General features: G+C 58.0%; 19 protein-coding genes. 16 read left to right on the forward strand and 3 right to left on the reverse strand.

Annotated elements, in window-relative coordinates; genetic code table 11:
* Positions 1–75 precede the first annotated feature (75 nt).
* The 4 genes from AB4N43_RS07895 (at position 76) to AB4N43_RS07910 (ending at position 6,689) form a co-directional block, all read left to right on the forward strand.
* A complete protein-coding gene (locus AB4N43_RS07895) occupies positions 76–705 on the forward strand; it encodes a LysE family translocator (RefSeq protein WP_027922493.1) in 630 nt (209 codons plus the stop codon).
* 206 nt (positions 706–911) lie between these two features.
* Positions 912–3,710, forward strand: coding sequence for a calcium-binding protein (locus tag AB4N43_RS07900; RefSeq protein ID WP_460153712.1), 2,799 nt, complete (start codon positions 912–914; stop codon positions 3,708–3,710).
* An 8-nt stretch (positions 3,711–3,718) separates the two neighbouring features.
* Positions 3,719–4,510, forward strand: coding sequence for a hypothetical protein (locus tag AB4N43_RS07905; protein WP_460153714.1), 792 nt, complete (start codon positions 3,719–3,721; stop codon positions 4,508–4,510).
* A 319-nt stretch (positions 4,511–4,829) separates the two neighbouring features.
* Positions 4,830–6,689, forward strand: coding sequence for a hypothetical protein (locus tag AB4N43_RS07910; RefSeq protein WP_460153716.1), 1,860 nt, complete (start codon positions 4,830–4,832; stop codon positions 6,687–6,689).
* Between the two features lie 156 nt (positions 6,690–6,845).
* On the opposite strand, the gene uraH is transcribed toward AB4N43_RS07910, so the two are convergent.
* Positions 6,846–7,199 carry a hydroxyisourate hydrolase gene (gene uraH, locus AB4N43_RS07915; RefSeq protein WP_194939810.1) on the reverse strand — a complete coding sequence of 118 codons (354 nt, stop codon included), beginning with the start codon at positions 7,197–7,199 and terminating at the stop codon, positions 6,846–6,848.
* A 418-nt stretch (positions 7,200–7,617) separates the two neighbouring features.
* On the opposite strand from uraH, the gene puuE reads away from it, so the two are divergent.
* From puuE to AB4N43_RS07950, 7 genes are all read left to right on the forward strand, one after another.
* Positions 7,618–8,544 (forward strand): allantoinase PuuE, encoded by a 927-nt coding sequence (gene puuE, locus AB4N43_RS07920; protein WP_008031461.1) that lies wholly within the window; start codon positions 7,618–7,620, stop codon positions 8,542–8,544.
* On the forward strand, positions 8,541–9,056 hold the full coding sequence (gene uraD / locus AB4N43_RS07925) for a 2-oxo-4-hydroxy-4-carboxy-5-ureidoimidazoline decarboxylase (protein ID WP_027922490.1): 516 nt from the start codon (positions 8,541–8,543) through the stop codon (positions 9,054–9,056). The genes puuE and uraD overlap by 4 nt, the downstream gene beginning before the upstream one ends.
* A gap of 99 nt (positions 9,057–9,155) precedes the next feature.
* Entirely contained in the window at positions 9,156–10,151 is a 996-nt protein-coding gene (alc, locus tag AB4N43_RS07930) for an allantoicase (RefSeq protein WP_027922489.1), read from the forward strand.
* Between the two features lie 124 nt (positions 10,152–10,275).
* Positions 10,276–10,779, forward strand: a complete 504-nt coding sequence (locus AB4N43_RS07935) for an ureidoglycolate lyase (RefSeq protein ID WP_008146154.1) — start codon at positions 10,276–10,278, stop codon at positions 10,777–10,779.
* Positions 10,780–10,829: 50 nt separating this feature from the next.
* Positions 10,830–12,131 (forward strand): urate hydroxylase PuuD, encoded by a 1,302-nt coding sequence (locus AB4N43_RS07940; protein WP_027922488.1) that lies wholly within the window; start codon positions 10,830–10,832, stop codon positions 12,129–12,131.
* 167 nt (positions 12,132–12,298) lie between these two features.
* Positions 12,299–13,657, forward strand: a complete 1,359-nt coding sequence (locus AB4N43_RS07945) for a nucleobase:cation symporter-2 family protein (protein ID WP_027922487.1) — start codon at positions 12,299–12,301, stop codon at positions 13,655–13,657.
* A gap of 500 nt (positions 13,658–14,157) precedes the next feature.
* The gene (locus AB4N43_RS07950; protein ID WP_027922486.1) at positions 14,158–14,943 is read left to right on the forward strand and encodes an outer membrane protein OmpK; all 786 of its coding nucleotides are present in this window, start codon (positions 14,158–14,160) and stop codon (positions 14,941–14,943) included.
* 140 nt (positions 14,944–15,083) lie between these two features.
* On the opposite strand, the gene AB4N43_RS07955 is transcribed toward AB4N43_RS07950, so the two are convergent.
* Positions 15,084–16,256 carry a patatin-like phospholipase family protein gene (locus AB4N43_RS07955; RefSeq protein WP_027922485.1) on the reverse strand — a complete coding sequence of 391 codons (1,173 nt, stop codon included), beginning with the start codon at positions 16,254–16,256 and terminating at the stop codon, positions 15,084–15,086.
* A gap of 27 nt (positions 16,257–16,283) precedes the next feature.
* Positions 16,284–17,216: a lipid A biosynthesis lauroyl acyltransferase gene (locus AB4N43_RS07960; RefSeq protein WP_027922484.1), complete on the reverse strand. Its 933-nt coding sequence runs from the start codon at positions 17,214–17,216 to the stop codon at positions 16,284–16,286.
* Positions 17,217–17,334: 118 nt separating this feature from the next.
* Between AB4N43_RS07960 and minC the strand changes: the two genes are divergently transcribed.
* The 5 genes from minC to AB4N43_RS07985 all read left to right on the forward strand — a co-directional run bounded on the left by minC (position 17,335) and on the right by AB4N43_RS07985 (position 21,505).
* Complete coding sequence (gene minC / locus AB4N43_RS07965) at positions 17,335–18,072, forward strand: septum site-determining protein MinC (protein ID WP_027922483.1); 738 nt, start codon at positions 17,335–17,337, stop codon at positions 18,070–18,072.
* 201 nt (positions 18,073–18,273) lie between these two features.
* On the forward strand, positions 18,274–19,086 hold the full coding sequence (minD, locus tag AB4N43_RS07970) for a septum site-determining protein MinD (RefSeq protein ID WP_027922482.1): 813 nt from the start codon (positions 18,274–18,276) through the stop codon (positions 19,084–19,086).
* Complete coding sequence (minE, locus tag AB4N43_RS07975; RefSeq protein WP_007944431.1) at positions 19,086–19,340, forward strand: cell division topological specificity factor MinE; 255 nt, start codon at positions 19,086–19,088, stop codon at positions 19,338–19,340. Before minD ends, minE begins: the two co-directional genes overlap by 1 nt.
* 90 nt (positions 19,341–19,430) lie before the next feature.
* Complete coding sequence (locus tag AB4N43_RS07980) at positions 19,431–20,066, forward strand: RluA family pseudouridine synthase (RefSeq protein WP_027922481.1); 636 nt, start codon at positions 19,431–19,433, stop codon at positions 20,064–20,066.
* 149 nt (positions 20,067–20,215) lie between these two features.
* Complete coding sequence (locus tag AB4N43_RS07985) at positions 20,216–21,505, forward strand: M18 family aminopeptidase (RefSeq protein ID WP_027922480.1); 1,290 nt, start codon at positions 20,216–20,218, stop codon at positions 21,503–21,505.
* Positions 21,506–21,643: the final 138 nt, after the last annotated feature.

Genomic DNA, 21,643 nt, shown 5'->3' on the forward strand with positions numbered 1-21,643 from the left:
CCTACGCTTCACAAACAGTGTTTCAAAGCAGCCTCACCCCACCGGGTGGGGCTTTTGCACAAATGGAGGAAAGTGATGAGTCTGGAAACCTGGCTGCTGTTCAGCGGCGCTGCGCTGGTGGTAATCCTGATCCCTGGGCCCCTGTCATTGCTAATGATCAGCAACAGTCTGAATTACGGTTTGCGCCGTTCTTACCCGGCATTTCTCGGTGGCGTGATTGCTTCGATCTGCTTGCTCAGTGCTTCCGCGCTGGGTCTGGGCGCCTTGCTGCTGGCGTCGGAACAGTTGTTCAGCGCGTTGAAAATCGTCGGCGCGCTCTACCTGTTCTACCTCGCCTGGCAGAGCTGGCAACAATCGCGTCAGCCATCGGTGGGTGCCGAAGTGCCTCAGGCGGCGCCGGTGCCACGTTTTCGTGCGCTGTTCGGCCGAGCGTTTGTGCTGGGTGCGAGCAATCCGAAAGACATTCTGTTTTTTGCCGCTTTCTTACCGCAGTTTTTGAACGCGGAACAAGCGTTTTTGCCGCAGTTGCTGGTGATGATTGCGACCTGGACCGTGCTCGATCTGTTGTGCAAATTGGCTTATGGGCTGGGCGCTCATGGTGCAGCCAGGTATTTACGCAGTGGCAAAGGACAAAGTTGGTTTAACCGGGTGAGCGCAGGACTTTTCAGTGGAGCGGGCGCGGCCTCCTTATTAAGCAACCACTGATCGGATCGTATTAACCCGGCGATTCAACTCAACAGGCGCTTATTAACACCACCGCACTAAGAATTGATTGCCAAGGATGGCAACACTTCAACCACGCCCCGCAACAAACCGCAACACGCGATATACATATATATCGTTGTCTTTTCAGAACTCCTCCTACCATAGCACTGCGATTTTGCACACAACGCCAGGAAAAGGAAGTTCCTATGGCAATGGTTTTCCAATCCCCCGATCCCGATCACTACAATGCTGTCGAAGTGACGGATATTAACCTGCAGGCCAATGAGCACTCCCCAACCACTATTGATTTCGACAAAGTAAGCATCGCCTCCGCCCCGCAACAAACAAACGCCAATAAAAGCCAGCTACGCGTCATTGATGAGTTGTTCGGCCCTATAAAAATAGGCGCCCATTCGATCACCCGGTGCGCACTGGATGCACTGGGCGCGACCTCAAATGGTCAGGGATTGAACGGTCAAAACACGTTCTTTCGGCACCCCAAGCGGTCTTTTATCAACGCCTTGCAATTTGACCCTGTGTTTATTGAAGCGCGTATGCGTTTCACCGGCGCCAGGGATGATTACGCCCTGCCTTCCTTGCTGTTTGAAATGGCGTCTCAACGCCCACTAACGGCTCCGCCCCTGTTAAGAGAATTACCTGATCTACTTGCCGATCCTGAACAGTACCGCCAGAAACTGGACAAGCTGCTGAACGCGGCGCAGAGGCTTGATATACGCCACGCGCACTTGTCCAAAACCACACCTCCCTGGGTGAATCGGATCAAAAGTAGCAGCATGGTCAGCATGGGGACCGGGCTTCAGGCCTTCGGCATTTACAGCGGTCTGCGCGGCCTGCAAGACGCCATTGCAAGAAAAGATCATGGCGAAGTCGTATTCAACAGCCTCAGCACTTCAGCGGAAGTCACTTCATTAGCCGTCGAAGTGGCGGTCACCAAGCAAGCAAAATACATGATCGACGCTGGGCAAAAAGCCTACGGGGATTTTGCCAAAACCAGCTTCGGCGTTCGACTGGGGCGTAGCGCGGGTCTGATCGCGAGCGCACTGACATTGCCCTTCGATGTCATGTCCGCCATCAAATCCTTTAATAGCGCCGCGGCAACCACAGGCAAAGAAGCCATTGATCACTATGTCGCCGCTGGCTTGAGCGTGACCAGCGCGGCCATGACGTTGATTCTGGGTGCTGCCGCATTGGCAGGCTTCTCCTTTATCGGCCCGGTGGGGCTGACGGCCGGACTTCTGCTGGTGGCAGGTTCTCAGGTCTATGCGGCGGTACGCGTTGTCGACGATATCGATGATTACATTGAACTTACTACCCATGAGCGCCTGCGCACGGGCTGGTTCGCCTTTTGGGGAATCACCCCGGACGACAACATACAAACCCGCCATGCAATTGCCAAATCAACCGTTGAGCATTCGAGACTGTTACAAGCGACCGCTCGAAAATTACTGGAAGGAAAATTAAAAGACAGTACAGAAGTCATTGTAAACGGCAAGTTCAAGGTCGAGTTAAAGCCGACACAGGTGCCTAGCTTCGATTGGGAGGCGCAACAGTACCTATATAAAACCGTACAGAAACCGCACGTCATTGATAGTAACGACACGATTGATGCTCGGGACGGTGTGACTGACGACATGCCCGGCACCGAGTTCGGAACGCCAGGAGAAAACAAAGGTGCGGTGTGGTTTATGGGGGGCGGCGACGACACCATCGTGGGTGTTGAAAAAAAGCCAAACAGATTCTATTACGGCGCAGGCATCAAGCAACTGACCGGGGGTGAGAAAGACGATGAGTTCATCTTCGAAGGCGCCGCCGAACTTCTCAAAAACGGTCCAAAAGACCCTCTGCCCACGCTTCTGAAAGGTGGTTTGGGCAGCGATACGCTAGTCGTTACCGGAAGCTACCTTGAGGGCAACCGGCAAAGATTCGGGTATTTCATCGATCTGAACGATGGACGACTGTCCATCATTACCCGTGACCAGGCCAACGAGGGCCATTTCAACTATCGGCACACGCTTCTGGAGAGCATCGAGAACGTTGAAACCCTGGCCGGTGCGCAAAACAGGGTCATCGGTACAGGCGGTCCGAATGTCATCAAATCGCGCGGGCGCGACACCATTGAGGCGGGCGCCGGGGATGACAAAATCTATCTCCTGAACAATGAAGGTAGTGCCTCTGGTGGTCCCGGAAAGGATCACTACACGGTGTCCCATAAGTCCGGCAACGTATTCATTACTGAAGATGGCGTGGACGAGAGCGTCATTGCACTTGACTGGAGAATGGACCTGATAAAAAGCTGGAAAATCGACAATCACGAACTGGTCATCACTTCAGGCTTTGATCTCGACGATCTTAAAGAGAGGGATGTCTACATCAAGGGCGTCTATAAAACAGCCAACAATCGACGGCAACTGCAGAACAGGAAACTGACGTTCGTTACAAAGGACGGGTTTCATTTGATGCCTGAACTCCCCGAAACCATCGAGACTGCTGGCTCCCTCGAAATTGAAACAGTCATTACCCAGCAGGGAAAAACTCAAAACCCGGTGATACTTTACAACCGCGAATACACGATCGCACATGACAAGAACACGAGTTATTTTGTTTCGCGACTCAATAACCATACGGTCCTGACAGTAAAACAACGAAGCATAAATACGCTGGCAACCCTTTATCTGGAATATGCCAGCCATGAACTGACGCGGGTCGAGGCTTACTTCAAGGTAGACCTGATACGCCAACGTGACTTTGATCGCATCCTGTATAAAGAATGCGCTGTGACCTTTCACTTTGACAGTCAGCGATTGACTATCAACAACCTCGCCAGTTCTATCGGGGGCGGCGACCAGAGAATCACAAGCCGACTGACGCGCCCCACCAACGTGTTGAACCAACCTGTTCTTCTGATCATGAATGACGGTGTTTCGTATAGAGTCGCCCCCCCTCCCTGCCCGATTCGGTTTTTTCCAACGATCAGTTCGAGATAAACGGTCCAATGGAGCGCACCCGCCAAGTGCCGCTGCCACTGGCGGCCAGAGATGGAACGTCTATTTATTGTCAGCCCCTGGACAACGAAGCCCATCAGCTGGGCGACCGAGAGAAGTGCGTCAAACTGGTCGCTTACCCTGAACAAACAACCATCGAACATCTGGAGGGTGGCGGCTCGACGTACCTTGTCCACCTCAGCTCCGAAATGACGCTAGGCATTTCAACGCCAGGTGCTCGAGCGAACGCCATCCTCAAATCGCCTTCGGCGTCTACCTGGGAATTCGATGCAACGAGCCTCGCTTACACCAGAATCAAACGGGTGGAAGACTGTTTGCTGATCGGACATACCGTTATCCACCTTCCGCGCTACAACGACCCACAAGATTTGATCGATCAAATACGGGTCATCACGCCCGATGGCGTTGTCTATAAAATCGATCTGGATTTCGACGAGGTCTACATTGACTCACTGGATGGCCGGTACTTCAAAGGTGACGTTCTGAACGAAGGCGCCCTATTCGCAGAACTGAGGGCCTTGGAAATGGAAGACCTCATCGTTCGAAACATAGCCCTGAGAGACGGTACTGCCGGCAGTCTGTCTTACAACGTGACGGACCGTCGCTGGATACTTGATACAGACAAGTCCCGCACGATCCTTTACGCCGACCTGGTGCCTTTACACCGGTGCGCCCACCAACTCGCACACTGTTATGAGTTGATAGAGTTAGGCACCCGTTCCACCCCTCCGGTAAGCGCCGCCGATCTGCGGATACTTTTAGACAACTGCAAACGTTTATAGCACTAGCACAAGACATCAAACCTCAGGATCAGGCGGACGTCTTTTGTAGCAAATACCGCCACACCCTATACATATCTATAGCCTCTCGACGGCTGATCCAATCAAAACTAACCACCGTGTTTTCCGGGGCCGTGCCTTCTCAAGAGAGAAAATCCCCAGCCCCAATGCGCCTGGCACTTCATCGTCTTCCCCCAGACGCGCTCCTGAGGATGATGTGGCCAGGGTCGGCCGGCCCCCATTATTAAACGCCCGTTATCGGGCCTCCGATACTTATTGTTTAAACATTACCCACTTATATAAACATCCAGGAATACGTCCGATGGCCAAACCGCCAAAAAGAGTTTCAACGTCCAATACGCCTGACTCCTCGACAACACTTCCAAGGTCTTCGTCAGAAGACAGCCGGGTACGAGGAGACAATCACGCCGCAACGGTTGGCACATCGCGGGGAGACGCCAATCCCGTTTCCGACGTCAACGTGCCAGGTTCGTCGCACAGTACCTTGCCTCGTCAGCCTGTCGTCGTTCACGACATGCCGGCTAACGCTACAAGCGATGCCGAGATGGCTACCCGCATGATTTCCTGGCCTCGGAACAAGGTCGACGAACTATTCAACATCGCCGACACCGGGCTTTTCATGAGCCGCCAGCAACAGCTTTACGCCGATATTGGAGAGGAAGGCATTTTTCTGATCAGGGCAAACGCGAGGGGCGACTACCAGGTGCCCCTTCCATTTGCCCCGGGCCAACCCGGCCCGGTCCTCACGAAGGTGCCTGGCCAGCCACAGTGGAGAATCACTCGCGAGGGCATGGTCCTTCCCATCGCAAGCGTACCCGCGAGGTCGGAAACGCTGGAGATCATTCCTCGGCACCTGGCCGACAAACTGACGCAGCCCGACGCCAAAGGCCTTCGTTACGACAAGCTGAAAAGAACCTATGTCGACGTGACGGAAGAAGGCGCGGTCATGGTCCGCAAAAATACGGACGGCCACTATCAGGCCTCCTCGACGAGCGAATTGATCCCTTCGGGCCCGTTACTCGAAAATATTGAAGGGATGACACTTTGGCAACGCAAGGCAACCAACACACCAGCCTCAGACGCCGAAGAGTCAGGCCCCATGCCAGGCAAGCGCCCTCGCCTGGACGAACAGGTCGAGGCGGCCAATCCCGTGGCCGATAACAACCCTCCTGCTGCCACCTTGAATGACAACCCGTATTTATGGGCCTCCTGGGGGAAAATAACCAAGCCTGATTCGGTGGAATCCATAATGATCGGCCAACTGCATTATCCGATCGTGCCAAAGGGGCCGATGGCCGATCAGCTCCCCCTCGTTTTCATTCAACACCCGGGATTTGCGCCCTCGCGCTTCGAGGCCTTCGAGCGCATGTTGCAGGAAGCACCTTCGTTGCAACCCGTCGCCACCAGCTACCACGCCGGTACAAATACCCGGAAAGTCGACGGTGCTGCTCGGCTCTTCGAAAAAACACTGACGCAACAGGTTGCGGATGTTTACAAAGGCTTCACCGAGCCGACATCCCGCGCTGTCGCCAAGCGACTATTCGAGCTATCCAGCGAGTCGGCGGAGTTCAACGGCAGCGGTTTGGCCCGAATGAAGCAGACCTTTCGCTACTGGGAGGGCAACTCGACACTGGGCGTGCCGCGGCTCGGCGACCCTTTGGACATGTTGCCTGTGGCGTCCGGCAATGATGGCGCCAGACGAATCGTCGAATTACACGCTCCGGATTCCGTGACGCCCTTACAGCAGTTGAACTTCAACCCCGAGGGCACTCATGCCTGGCAGTTCTACGTCGAGTTGCCCAACGCGCCGGGGCGACTTTCGTTGTTGCTCGCTTCGATACTGGGCCACAGCGGTTACAAGGTCTTTCTTCCCGCACACGTAGAGAGTGTTCAGCTCACGCCCCCAACACTGGTATTTAAAAGGCCTAATCACGACAAGGTGTACTTTTTGAAACTGGGACGTGTGAAGACCGATGCGATTGAAATCCTGCCGCCGTCCATTCCAGAGCTTGACGACCCTCTGCTGAAGACGCGAGTCGGCGCCGAAGCCCACCAGTCGCTGGTTGCCGCCGATGCGAAGGGTGATGTGGTATGGCTCATAGGCGGTGTCCAGCACCTGCTCGCTGGACGTCCTTCGGTGTTTATCATCAAGGAACGCTGATAGCGAAACGTACGCACCTCGCCTTCCGACAGCGGGGTGCAGCCCAAAGGTATCCGTGCCGAACACAAGATAAAAAAAGCCCGCAGTGTGAGCGGGCGAAAGACCAAAGAAGCTATATGCGCAGTCGCTTCCAGGTTGAGGCAGCTGCTTGGGGGATCAGCTGCCGCGATACGTGGAATAGCTGTATGGCGAAATCAGCAGCGGCACATGGTAGTGATCCTGTTCCGCAGAGATGCCGAAACGCAGCACCACTACATCGAGAAACGCCGGCTCCGGCAACTGAACGCCACGGGCGCGATAGTAATCGCCCGCATGGAACTGAACCTGATAGACCCCGGTGCGGTAGTCATCGCCTTGCAGCAGCGGTGCATCGACACGGCCATCGCTGTTGGTTGTCGCGCTGGCGACCAATTCCAGGTGCGAACCTTCAACGCGGTACAGCTCGACCTTGATCGAGTTGCCCGGGCAACCGTGTGCAGCGTCTAAAACGTGTGTAGTCAAACGTCCCATTGATTCTGCGCGCCTGCCTGCGTGGAGCAGTCAGGCCTCGCGCCTCCCGAAGTCAGTTGAAAAGGAGACCGCACCGATTCGGAGCACGAATCACTGCGGCGAGCGACTGATTAAGACACTTTTCAAAAAAATTGTACACAATAAAAACGACATATTTCCCGCCATGCCCGCCAGTCGGGAATCTGCGGCAAATTTATGGCCACGCCATACGATCAGCGGAGCTTCTATCCTATAGCTGACCAGTCAGGCAGGTTTCTTGCAATACCAACTATTCATGACAGTTCGCGAAAAATGCAGAAATTCAGGCTTACAAATCGAATATAAAGTTGTATACAATCAGCCCATCGCTGTGACGCCAGCCTGTCATTTCACCGCCAGGCGCCACACAACCTGTCAACGAACAAGAAGGAAGACTGCAGTGAGCGCTGACTACCCACGCGACCTGATCGGTTACGGCAGTAACCCTCCTCACCCACACTGGCCGGGCAATGCCCGCATCGCTCTGTCTTTCGTGCTCAATTACGAGGAAGGTGGCGAACGCAATATCCTGCACGGCGACAAAGAATCTGAAGCCTTCCTCTCCGAGATGGTTTCGGCGCAGCCGCTGCAAGGCGCGCGCAACATGAGCATGGAATCCCTTTACGAGTATGGCAGCCGTGCCGGCGTCTGGCGGATTCTGAAACTGTTCAAGGAATTCGATATTCCGCTGACCATCTTCGCCGTCGCCATGGCCGCCCAGCGCCACCCGGACGTGATCCGCGCGATGGTCGATGCCGGCCATGAAATCTGCAGCCACGGTTACCGCTGGATCGACTACCAGTACATGGACGAAGCGCAGGAACGCGAGCACATGCTTGAAGCGATCCGCGTCCTGACCGAAATCACCGGTGAACGCCCGCTGGGCTGGTACACCGGCCGCACCGGCCCGAACACCCGTCGCCTGGTGATGGAAGAAGGCGGTTTCCTCTACGACTGCGACACCTACGACGACGACCTGCCCTACTGGGAACCCAACAATCCGACCGGCAAGCCGCACCTGGTGATCCCGTACACGCTGGACACCAACGACATGCGTTTTACCCAGGTTCAGGGTTTCAACAAGGGCGACGACTTTTTTGAATACCTCAAGGACGCCTTTGACGTCCTGTACGCCGAAGGCGCCGAAGCACCGAAGATGCTGTCGATCGGCCTGCACTGCCGCCTGATCGGCCGTCCGGCGCGTCTGGCTTCGCTCAAGCGCTTTATCGAATACGCTAAAAGTCATGAACAGGTGTGGTTCAGCCGTCGCGTCGACATCGCTCGCCACTGGCACGAAACCCACCCGTACCAAGGGGCTGCCCAATGAGCACCTTTCAAACGCTGAAGCCATCGAGCCTGAGCCGCGATGCATTCGTCGCCGCCTTCGCCGACATCTACGAACATTCGCCATGGGTGGCCGAAAAGGCCTTCGACCTGGGCCAGGACGCCTCGATCGACGAAATCGAAACCCTGCACCAGCGCATGAGCGACATCCTGTTGAGCGCCGATCATCAAAGCCAACTGGCCTTGATCAACGCTCACCCGGACCTGGCCGGCAAAGCCGCCGTCCAGGGCCAACTGACCGAAGCCAGCACCAACGAACAGGCTGGCGCCGGTATTCACCAATGCACGGCCGAAGAGTTCCAGCGCTTCACCGAGCTGAACGACGCCTACAAAGCCAAGTTCAAGTTTCCCTTCATCATGGCGGTAAAAGGCAGCAACCGGCATCAGATCCTCGCGGCGTTCGAAACGCGCATTCACAACTCGGCAGAGACCGAATTCAAATGCGCGCTGGCAGAGATCAACAAGATTGCGTTGTTCCGTTTACTGACCCTATAGCGAGCAGCCCTTGTAAAAAGCCCGGGCGAAATTGAACGCAGCAATCGCCCAAGGCGCTGCAAGCATCCCAAGCCAACTTATTAAAGGCAGACAAGAAGAATGAAAGCTTACGCCGTACCTTTCGAGAAGTTCGTCAACCTGGCCGACGCCCGCCTGGGCACCAAAATCATCTCGGTCACCGATGACTGGTTCGCTGATGCCAACCGCCTGTTCCAGCCGACCCCGGCTGTGTGGAAAGAAGGCGTGTTCGATGACAACGGCAAGTGGATGGACGGCTGGGAGTCGCGCCGCAAGCGCTTCGAAGGCTACGACAGCGCCGTGATTCGCCTCGGTGTACCGGGCTCGATCAAAGGCGTGGACATCGACACTTCATTCTTCACCGGCAACTTCCCGCCGTCGGCCTCCCTGGAAGCCTGTTTCCTGGCTGAAGGCGAGCCGACTGAAAACACCCAGTGGGTTGAAGTGCTGTCGGCCGTCGAGCTGCAAGGCAACAGCCACCACTTCCACGAAATCAACAACGATCAGGCGTTCAGCCACCTGCGTTTCAACATCTACCCGGATGGCGGCGTGGCCCGTCTGCGCGTGTACGGCGTGCCGCACCGCGACTGGTCCGCGGTGGGCGACAATGAGCAAATCGACCTGGCCGCTGCCCTGAATGGTGGCCGCGCCCTCGCCTGCTCCGACGAACACTTCGGTCGCATGAGCAACATCCTCAACCCTGGCCGTGGCATCAACATGGGCGACGGCTGGGAAACTGCACGTCGTCGTACCCCGGGCAATGACTGGGTGATTGTCGCGTTGGGCCATGCCGGTGAAGTCGAGAAAGTCATCGTCGACACCCTGCACTTCAAGGGCAACTACCCGGACACCTGCTCGATCCAGGGCGCATTCGTCAAAGGCGGCACCGACAGCCAGATCGAAACCCAATCGTTGTTCTGGCGCGAACTGCTGCCAGCGCAGAAACTGGAAATGCACGCCGAACACACCTTCGCCGAGCAGATCAAGGCGCTGGGCCCGATCACCCACATTCGCCTGAACGTGTTCCCGGATGGGGGTGTGAGCCGCCTGCGTATTCTCGGCAAGGTCGCTAAATAAGCGCCGCCTCTAATCGCGGGCAAGCCCGCTCCCACAAGGAGTTGTGGTGTACACACAACCTGTGGGAGCTGGCTTGCCAGCGATGACGATAGAACCAACAACACAGAATTCGGATAAGAACAGCATGCGCACACTGACGATTGAACCGCTGACCAAAGAAGCCTTCGCCCCTTTCGGTGACGTGATCGAAACCGACGGCAGCGATCACTTCATGATCAACAACGGTTCGACCATGCGCTTCCATAAACTGGCCACGGTGGAAACCGCGAAACCAGAGGACAACGCGATCATCAGCATCTTCCGCGCCGACGCGCAGGACATGCCGCTGACCGTCAGCATGCTGGAGCGTCACCCGCTGGGCAGCCAGGCGTTTATTCCGCTGCTCGGCAACCCTTTTCTGATCGTGGTCGCGCCACTTGGCGATGAACCTGTATCAGGCTTGGTCCGCGCCTTCGTCACCAACGGCAGGCAGGGCATTAATTACCATCGCGGCGTCTGGCACCACCCGGTGCTGACGATCGAAAAGCGGGATGACTTCCTGGTGGTTGATCGCAGTGGCACAGGCAATAACTGCGATGAGCATTTTTTCAAAGAGGATGAGCGTTTGATCCTCGCCCCCCACCAATAAGAGAAGGTCTGATCACTCGACAACAGAGTGACAGGCGAGAGGTAAAGACTGTGGAAGCACATCTGTTGGAATGGCTGAACCTGAGCGTGCGCTGGGTTCACATGATTACTGGCGTGGCCTGGATCGGTGCGTCGTTCTATTTCGTCTGGCTGGAAAACAACCTCAATCGGGTCAACCCGAAAAGTGGTCTGGCGGGCGATCTGTGGGCGATCCACGGCGGCGGTATCTATCACCTGGAAAAATACAAACTGGCTCCGCCGACCATGCCGGACAACCTGCACTGGTTCAAATGGGAAGCCTACTTCACCTGGATGTCAGGCATCGCGCTGCTGTGTGTGGTGTTCTACTCCAACCCGACGCTGTACCTGCTGGCACCGGGCAGCAGCCTGACCGGCCCTGAAGGGGTCCTGCTGGGTATCGGTTCGTTGTTCGCCGGCTGGTTCATTTACTCCTTCCTGTGCGACTCGGCCCTGGGCAAACGCCCTGCCCTGCTAGGCGCAATCCTGTTCGTGCTGATCATCGGTGCGGCCTACGGCTTCAGCAAAGTGTTCAGCGGTCGTGGCGCGTACCTGCACGTCGGCGCGATCATCGGCACCATCATGGTCGGCAACGTGTTCCGCATCATCATGCCGGCGCAACGCGCACTGGTCGCGGCGATTGCCGAGAACCGCACGCCGGATCCGGCACTGCCAGCCAAAGGCTTGCTGCGTTCGCGTCACAACAACTACTTCACCTTGCCGGTGCTGTTCATCATGATCAGCAACCACTTCCCGAGCACCTACGGCAGCCAATACAACTGGCTGATCCTGGCCGGGATCGCAGTGCTGGCGGTGTTGGTGCGTCACTACTTCAACACCCGCCACGACAGCCACAAATTTGCCTGGACCTTGCCCGTGGCAGCGGTCGGCATGATCAGCCTGGCTTACGTCACCGGCCCTGCGCCGATGACCAGCCCGGACGTGGCCAAGGCGCCGGCGAAGATCGAATACCAACCGCTGCCGGAAACGGCTGTGGGCGGTGGCTTGAAACCCGCTGAAGCCAAACCCGCAGAAGCACCCGCCGCGGCACCGGCTCAGGCCTCTAACGCCGGCCCTGGTTTCGACAAGGTCCACAGTGTGATTCAGGAGCGTTGCGCGGTTTGCCACTCGGCCAAACCGACCAGCCCGCTGTTCAGTGCCGCCCCTGCCGGTGTGATGTTCGATACCCCCGAGCAGATCCGCCAGAACGCGCCGCGCATCCAGGCGCAGGCTGTCACCAGCCAGATCATGCCACTGGGCAACATCACGCAGATGACCCAGCAGGAACGTGACCTGATCGGTGCGTGGATTGTGCAGGGAGCCCAGACCAATTAATCGTTGAAAAGCTTCGCGAGCAGGCTCGCTTCCACATGGGTAGTGCAATACCTGTGGGAGCGAGCCTGCTCGCGAATAGCCGCAACGCGGTTTCCCTGATGCAAAAACAGCTGTGAGCAACCCGGCAGCTGTTCAATCACAAGAATAAAAAAGATCCGAGGTGTTGCATGTCCGAGCTATCCGAAGCGCGCATCCCCGACGCACCCGCCATTCAGCGTTTGCCCCTTTTGCAGCTGATCCTGGTCGGTCTGCAACATGTTTTGCTGATGTACGGCGGCGCCATCGCGGTGCCGCTGATCATCGGACAGGCCGCAGGCCTGAGTCGTGAAGAAATCGCCTTTCTGATTAACGCCGACTTGCTGGTGGCCGGGATCGCGACCATCGTGCAATCGCTGGGCATCGGCCCGATGGGCATCCGTATGCCGGTGATGATGGGCGCCAGTTTCGCCGCCGTCGGCAGCATGGTCGCCATGGCCGGCATGCCCGGGATCGGTCTGCAAGGGATCTTCGGCGCGACCATCGCCGCGGGGTTCTTCGGCATGATCATCGCGCCGTTCATGTCCAAAGTCGTGCGCTTCTTCCCGCCTCTGGTGACCGGCACGGTCATCACCTCCATCGGTTTGTCGCTGTTCCCCGTGGCCGTCAATTGGGCTGGTGGCGGTGCGGGCGCCACACAATTCGGTTCACCTATTTACCTGACCATTGCCGCGCTGGTGCTGGGCACCATTTTGCTGGTGCACCGTTTCATGCGCGGGTTCTGGGTCAATATTTCAGTGCTGATCGGCATGTGCCTGGGCTACGTGCTCTGCGGCCTGATCGGCATGGTCGACCTCAGCGGCATGGCGCAAGCGCCGTGGCTGCAATTCGTCACCCCGCTGCATTTCGGCATGCCCAGGTTTGAACTCGCGCCGATTTTGTCGATGTGCCTGGTGGTGGTGATCATCTTTGTCGAGTCCACCGGGATGTTCCTCGCCCTTGGCAAGATTACCGGCCAGGAAGTCTGCCCACGGATGCTGCGTCGCGGCTTGCTGTGTGATGCCGGCGCCTCGTTCTTCGCCGGGTTCTTCAACACCTTCACCCACTCCTCTTTCGCGCAGAACATCGGCCTGGTGCAGATGACCGGTGTGCGCTGCCGTTCGGTGACCATCGTCGCCGGTGGCTTGTTGATCGTCTTGAGCCTGCTGCCCAAAGCCGCCTTCCTGGTGGCGTCGATTCCGCCAGCGGTCCTCGGCGGTGCGGCGATTGCGATGTTCGGCATGGTTGCCGCGACCGGGATCAAGATTCTTCAGGAAGCCGACATCGGTGACCGGCGGAATCAACTGTTGGTGGCCGTCAGCATCGGCATGGGGTTGATCCCGGTGGTGCGCCCCGAGTTCTTTGCCCACCTGCCGGTATGGATGAGCCCGATTACCCACAGCGGTATCGCCATGGCCACGATCAGCGCCCTGACGCTGAACCTGCTGTTCAACATTCTGGGTGGCGCCGAGCGCGCGGCCATGAACGACTGCACCGCACACACGCACTGATCAACCCCCATGAACAGGGCTGCCTTCTGGCAGCCCATGGCTGCCTGCGCCTCAACAATAAAAACAAGAGGAAGCAACAGATGGTTTCTAACGACTCAAGCCGCTCGTTTTGCGACGAGCGACCAACCTCCGCCAACCGTGCCCCACACCTGTCGTCGGTGCGCTGTTGCGGGGCACTTGAGACCTGGCCGAGTAGTCAGTATTCTCCGCGGCCGCCTGAATCCGCTTTAAAAAAAAGCCCGGATTTAATTCCTGACCAGAAAGCCAGTTTATCCCGGCTCTGGACGGTACCAAGGCACTCCACACCCCCTCTCAATCGACTGTTTTTGAGCAGCCGAGCGGGCGTTTTTTTGCTTTTTGAAAGCCTTGGCGCAGCTCTTGCTAACAGCATTAAAGCTGACCGATTGGATGATTTTTTACCGCTACAGAAACAGGCGCCACACCAGAGCGCCGATCTTAAAAAAATAACGTGGAACCACCTACTTTTTGGGAGCAACCGAATGAAACGTACGTGCACTAGCCTGATGCTCGCGGGATCTTTACTGGCCGGCGGCCAGGCCATGGCCGGCGACCTGCTGCAATGGCAGACCAACAGCCTGACTTACCTGTACGGTAAGGATTTCCAGGTCAACCCGAACATCCAGCAGACAGTGACCTTCGAGCACGCCGATGGCTGGAAGTACGGCGACAACTTCTTCTTCATCGACAAAATCTTCTACAACGGCAAGGAAGACGCCTTCGCGGGGAAGAACACCCACTACGGTGAATTCAGCCCGCGTTTGTCGTTCGGCAAGATTTTCGACCAGAAGCTGGAGTTCGGCCCGATCAAGGACGTCCTGCTGGCGATGACCTATGAGTTCGGCGAAGACGACACCGAGTCGTACCTGATCGGTCCGGGTTTCGACCTGTCCATCCCGGGCTTCGACTACTTCCAGTTGAACTTCTACAACCGTCACACCGAAGGCGGCCGCGCGGGTGACAACGTCTGGCAGATCACTCCGGTCTGGTCCTACACCATCCCGATGGGCAGCTCGGACGTCGTGATCGACGGGTTCATGGACTGGGTGGTCGACAACGACGTGAACAAGGAAGGTCAGTACCACGCCAACCTGCACTTCAACCCACAGATCAAATATGACCTGGGCAAGGCACTGAAGCTGGGCGAGAAGCAGTTGTACGTCGGCGTCGAGTATGACTACTGGAAAAACAAATACGGTATCGAAGACAGCCAGGGCTTCAAGACCGATCAGAGCGCGACCAGCTTGCTGGTCAAGGTTCACTTCTGATCCGGCTGTAAGTGGCGTCTGCAAGGACGCCATCGCGGGCAAGCCACGCTCCCACAGGGTTTCAGGTCGTTCTCAAATGATGTAAACGACACAAACCCCTGTGGGAGCGTGGCTTGCCCGCGATAGCCGCACCGCCAATCTCAAGCCGTAACCACAGACTCCGCCAACCCGAGAAACCGGCAAAGCTCTTCACGCTTGGCCAACGCATCCCGCCGCCCCAGATCGATCAATTCGCTGCAATACCCCGCCTCGAACAGCAGGTAACTCAACACCCCCGCCCCGCTCGTCTTCGTTGCCCCCGGCCCACGCAGAAACAGGCGCAACGCTGCCGGCAATTCCTGCCGATGCCGCGCCGCAATCTCATCGATCGGCTGACTCGGCGAAATCACCAACACCTCCACCGGCGCCACGCCCAGCGCACGGGTCGGCGTACCCGCGGGCATCAAGTGGCTGAACTGGTTCAGACGCTGCAACAACTCGATATCGCTTTCCAGGCTGTCAATGAATGTACTGTTGAGCAGGTGCCCACCGATCTGCGCCAGCGTCGGCTGTTGCCCGGTGTAGGCGCGTTGCAGCGGCTGCTGCGGGTCGACACCACGCGGGTTGCCGCTGACACCCACCACCAGCACGCGACTGGCGCCCAGGTGCAGGGCCGGGCTGATCGGCGCGGATTGGCGCACCGCACCGTCGCCGAAGTATTCCTCGCCAATTTTCACCGGGGCGAACAACAACGGAATGGCCGAACTGGCCAGCAAATGCTCGACACTCAATTGAGTCGGAACGCCGATGCGGCGATGGCGCAGCCACGAATCGATGGTGCCGCCGCCCTGATAGAAAGTGACCGCCTGACCGGACTCGTAGCCGAACGCCGTCACCGCGACCGCCTGTAATTGCTTGTGGGCAATGGATTCGGCAATGCCGGCCATGTTCAGTTTGTCATTGAGTAAACCGCGCAGCGGCGAACTGTTGAGCAACGCCACCGGCACATGAGCGCCCAGCCCGAGCAAACTGTGACTGACAAACCGGCTGGCCTGATGGATGACGCCGGGCCAGTCACTGCGTAACACCAGATGGCTGCGAAAGCCCTGCCAGAACGCGGTCAAACGCTCGATGGCGCCGCGAAAATCCATCGCGCCACTGGCGAGGCTGACCGCGTTGATCGCCCCGGCCGAAGTACCGACGATCACGGGAAACGGGTTCGCCGCGCCCATCGGCAGCAACTCGGCAATCGCCGCCAGCACGCCCACCTGATACGCCGCTCGAGCCCCGCCGCCGGAAAGAATCAACCCTGTAACCGGTTCAGCAGGACTCATCGCAACACTCCATGGCGCTTAAAGGGGTCAACCGCGTTTTTTGTACAACTTGGGCTCGCCGGGTGGCCGGCTCTTGAAGCGGCGATGGGCCCAGAGGTATTGCTCCGGACATTCACGCAAGGCACCTTCGACCCACTGATTGATGCGGATGCAATCGGCCTCTTCGGTCTCGCCGGGGAAACCTTCGAGCGGTGCATGGATCACCAGTCGATAGCCACTGCCGTCCGCCAGACGCTCCTGAGTGAACGGCACCACCAACGCCTTGCCCAGCCGCGCAAATTTGCTGGTAGCGGTCACGGTAGCCGCCTGAATGCCGAACAGCGGCACGAAAATACTTTGCTTGGCGCCGTAGTCCTGATCCGGTGCGTACCAGATCGCGCGGCCGGCGCGTAGCAGCTTGAGCATGCCGCGCACATCGTCGCGCTCGACCGCCAGCGAATCGAGGTTGTGCCGTTCGCGCCCCCGGCGCTGGACGTAGTCGAACAGCGGGTTCTTGTGCTCACGGTACATGCCGTCGATGGTGTGCTGCTGCCCCAACAGTGCCGCGCCGATTTCCAGCGTAGTGAAATGCAACGCCATCAGGATCACGCCCTTGCCGTCGTGCTGGGCCTTTTTCAGGTGTTCCAGGCCTTCGACATGGGCCAGTCTGGCCAGGCGCTGACGCGACCACCACCAGCTCATGGCCATTTCGAAGAAGGCGATGCCGGTGGAGGCAAAGTTTTCCTTGAGCAAGCGCTTGCGCTCGGCAGCCGACTTTTCAGGGAAACACAGCTCAAGGTTGCGTTTGGCGATGCGCCGTCGGTCGCCGGCCACCCGATACATCAAGGCACCGAGCAGGCGACCGATAAACAGCAACGCCGGATACGGCAACTGAACAATCAGCCACAACAGCCCCAAGCCACACCACAGCGGCCAGAAACGCGGCATTAGAAATGTTTTTCGAAAACGCGGGCGATCCATTAAAGGTTCCGGAAAGACAATGGCCGCGCATTCTACATCGTTCGACCCGGCTTGCGGCTTGCGGGCGTTCTCGTTATAAGTCTCGGCACTTTTAGTGACAAGCCGTTGTATGCCGACCATGAGCCAAACCGAACCGCAAGACCAGGATCCCGTGTTCCAGTTGAAGGGCAGCATGCTCGCCATTACGGTGCTGGAACTGGCCCGCAACGACCTCGAGAACCTTGATCGGCAATTGGCCGCCAAGGTCGCACAGGCGCCTAACTTTTTCAGCAATGCCCCGCTGGTGCTGGCCCTGGACAAGCTCCCGGCCAGCGAAGGCTCGGTAGATTTGCCGGGGCTGATGCGCGTCTGTCGCCAGCATGGCTTGCGCACCCTGGCCATCCGCGCCAGCCGCATCGAAGACATCGCGGCCGCCATTGCCGTCGATCTGCCGGTGCTGCCGCCGTCCGGCGCCCGTGAGCGTGCGCTGGATCCTCTCGAAGGCCAGGTGAAGAAAAAACCGGAAAAACCGCCGGAACCGACCATCAAACCGACGAAAATCATTACGTCGCCAGTACGGGGTGGCCAGCAGATTTATGCCCAGGGTTGCGATTTGGTGGTGATCTCCTCGGTCAGCCCGGGCGCGGAACTTCTCGCCGATGGGAACATCCATGTATACGGCCCGATGCGCGGTCGAGTGCTGGCCGGCGTCAAGGGCGACACGAAAGCCAGGATTTTCTGTCAGCAAATGAGCGCTGAACTGGTGTCCATCGCAGGCCACTACAAGGTCTCCGAGGATCTGCGTCGCGACCCGTTGTGGGGCGCGGGTGTACAAGTCAGCCTGTCCGGCGACGTGTTGAACATCATTCGGCTTTAACGGATACTGCCGCATTTTCCAAGCATCTCTAAAACGTAGCGAAAACGGCTCAAACGAAGTAGGAAAACGGCCAAAAGCAGTGTTTACCGGAGGTAAGCCCCGCCCAGGACCGGATTCCAGCCAAGGCTGTCCGACTGCAGTAGTTTTTCAAGAGATGTTTTTCAGGGGCTAAAAGTCCTTTTTCCTTAGGGGTGAAACACCTTGGCCAAGATTCTCGTGGTTACATCCGGCAAGGGTGGTGTGGGTAAGACCACCACCAGCGCCGCTATCGGTACCGGCCTCGCTCTGCGTGGTCACAAAACAGTGATCGTCGACTTCGACGTCGGCCTGCGTAACCTCGACCTGATCATGGGTTGCGAGCGTCGCGTGGTGTATGACTTCGTCAACGTGGTAAACGGCGAAGCCAACCTGCAACAGGCCCTGATCAAAGACAAGCGCCTGGAAAATCTCTACGTCCTGGCCGCCAGCCAGACCCGCGACAAAGACGCGCTGACGGTGGAAGGCGTGGAAAGAGTCCTGATGGCGTTGAAAGAAGACTTCGAATTCGTGGTCTGCGACTCTCCGGCCGGCATCGAGAAAGGCGCCCACCTGGCCATGTACTTCGCTGATGAAGCGATTGTCGTGACCAACCCGGAAGTGTCCTCGGTACGTGACTCGGACCGTATGCTGGGCCTGCTGGCCAGCAAATCCCGTCGCGCCGAACGTGGCGAAGAGCAGATCAAGGAACACCTGCTGATTACCCGCTACCACCCGGAGCGTGTCGAGAAAGGCGAGATGCTCAGCGTTGAAGACGTCAAGGAAATCCTCTCGATCAAATTGCTCGGCGTGATCCCGGAATCCCAGGCGGTCCTCAAAGCCTCCAACCAGGGTGTGCCAGTGATTCTCGACGACCAAAGCGACGCGGGCCAGGCCTATAGCGATACGGTTGATCGCCTCCTGGGCAAAGAAAAGGAACATCGTTTCCTCGATGTCACGAAGAAGGGATTCTTCGAGCGCCTGTTTGGAGGTAGGTAATGAACATTTTTGACTTCTTTCGTGCCAACAAGAAGCCAAGTACCGCATCGGTAGCGAAAGAGCGTCTACAGATCATCGTGGCGCATGAACGCGGCCAACGCAGTACGCCGGACTACCTGCCAGCCTTGCAGAAGGAACTGGTTGAAGTGATCCGCAAGTACGTCAATATCGGGTCCGATGACGTGCACGTCGCTCTGGAAAACCAGGGCAGCTGCTCGATTCTGGAACTCAATATCACCCTGCCGGATCGTTAATCGATCCGGTCGGAGCCACGGCGGCTCAGGGCCCTTCTAACACTGGAAGGGACTTGAGCCGCCGTTGGCGTTTGTTACGAGGCTGTTTTAATGCCGTTGTCCAATGTCCACATCCTTCATCAGGACGCCGCCGTACTGGTGGTGAACAAACCGACCCTGTTGCTCTCCGTCCCTGGCCGGGCCGATGACAACAAGGACTGCCTGATTACCCGCCTGCAAGAAAACGGCTACCCGGAAGCGCGAATCGTCCATCGCCTGGACTGGGAAACCTCCGGCATCATTCTTCTCGCCCGAGACCCGGACACTCATCGTGAGTTATCTCGGCAATTTCACGACCGCGAAACCGAAAAAGCCTACACAGCGCTGTGCTGGGGTCAGCCGGAACTGGACAGCGGCAGCATCGACCTGCCCTTGCGCTATGACCCGCCGACCAAGCCACGCCATGTGGTCGACCACGAATTCGGCAAGCATGCCCTGACGTTCTGGCGTGTGCTGGAACGCTGTGGCGACTGGTGCCGTGTCGAGCTGACGCCGATCACCGGCCGCTCGCACCAACTGCGCGTACACATGCTTTCCATCGGCCACCCGCTGCTGGGTGACGGGCTCTACGCCCACGAGCAGGCCCTGGCCGCCTGGCCGCGCCTGTGTCTGCACGCCAGCATGCTCAGCTTCACCCACCCGCAAACCGGTGAACGCTTGCGTTTCGAGTGCCCGGCACCGTTCTAAGTGATTGAGCGCAAACCCTGTGGGAGCGGGCAAGCCCGCTCCCACAGGGTTCTCCGACAAACCCAATATCGGAGCCTACCCCAACATCAGTCACCGCCAATTCTCCGACCAATACGTTAAACTGGCGCCATTGCTGTCTGGAGCTTCTTATGCGCGAAGAGTTGAACCAAGGCCTGATCGACTTCCTCAAGGCCTCCCCTACCCCGTTCCATGCCACTGCCAGCCTCGTCCAGCGCCTGGAAGCGGCCGGTTTCGTGCGACTCGATGAGCGCGAGCCCTGGACCACCGAAGCCAATGGCCGTTACTACGTCACCCGTAACGACTCCTCCATCGTCGCGATCAAGATGGGCCGTCATTCGCCGCTGCATGGCGGTATTCGCCTGGTGGGCGCGCACACCGACAGCCCGTGCCTGCGGGTCAAGCCCCAGCCTGAACTGCAGCGCCAGGGTTTCTGGCAATTGGGCGTCGAAGTCTACGGCGGTGCATTGCTGGCGCCGTGGTTCGACCGTGACTTGTCCCTCGCCGGCCGCGTGACCTTCCGCCGTGATGGCAAGGTCGAGAGCCAGTTGATCGACTTCAAGGCGCCCATCGCGACCATTCCCAACCTGGCGATTCACCTTAACCGTGAAGCCAACATGGGCTGGGCGATCAACGCACAGACCGAATTGCCGCCGATCCTCGCGCAATTCGCCGGTGACGAGCGCGTGGATTTCCGCGCTGTGCTCACCAACCAGTTGGCGCTGGAACACGGTTTGAACGCCGACGTCGTGCTGGATTACGAACTGAGTTTCTACGACACCCAAAGCGCTGCGATCATCGGCCTGCACGGTGATTTCATCGCCGGTGCGCGCCTCGACAACCTGCTGTCGTGCTACGCCGGCCTGCAAGCGTTGCTGACCGCAGAAACCGACGAAACCTGCGTGCTGGTGTGCAATGACCACGAAGAAGTCGGCTCCTGTTCGGCATGCGGCGCTGATGGCCCGATGCTCGAGCAGACGCTGCGCCGCCTGTTGCCTGAAGGTGACGAGTTCGTGCGCACCATCCAGAAATCCCTGTTGGTTTCCGCCGACAACGCCCACGGCGTGCACCCCAACTACGCGGAAAAGCATGACGCCAACCACGGCCCGAAACTCAACGCCGGCCCGGTGATCAAGGTCAACAGCAACCAGCGCTACGCCACCAACAGCGAAACCGCCGGTTTCTTCCGTCATCTGTGCATGGCCGAAGAAGTGCCCGTGCAAAGCTTTGTGGTGCGCAGCGACATGGGCTGTGGCTCGACCATCGGTCCGATCACCGCCAGCCACCTGGGCGTGCGCACCGTGGACATCGGCCTGCCGACGTTCGCCATGCACTCGATCCGTGAACTGTGCGGCAGCCACGACCTGGCGCACCTGGTCAAAGTGCTGAGCGCGTTCTACGCCTGCCAGGAATTGCCGTAATTCCCAACAGCTTCGCGAGCAGGCTCGCTCCTACAGTTGGAACGCATTTCAATTGTAGGAGTGAGCCTGCTCGCGAAGTACTTTGCTTGATTCACATCACTCTCGGTCACCCAAAGCCACCTAAACTTTAATTATTCC

The organism is Pseudomonas sp. S2_B07 (genome assembly GCF_054668435.1).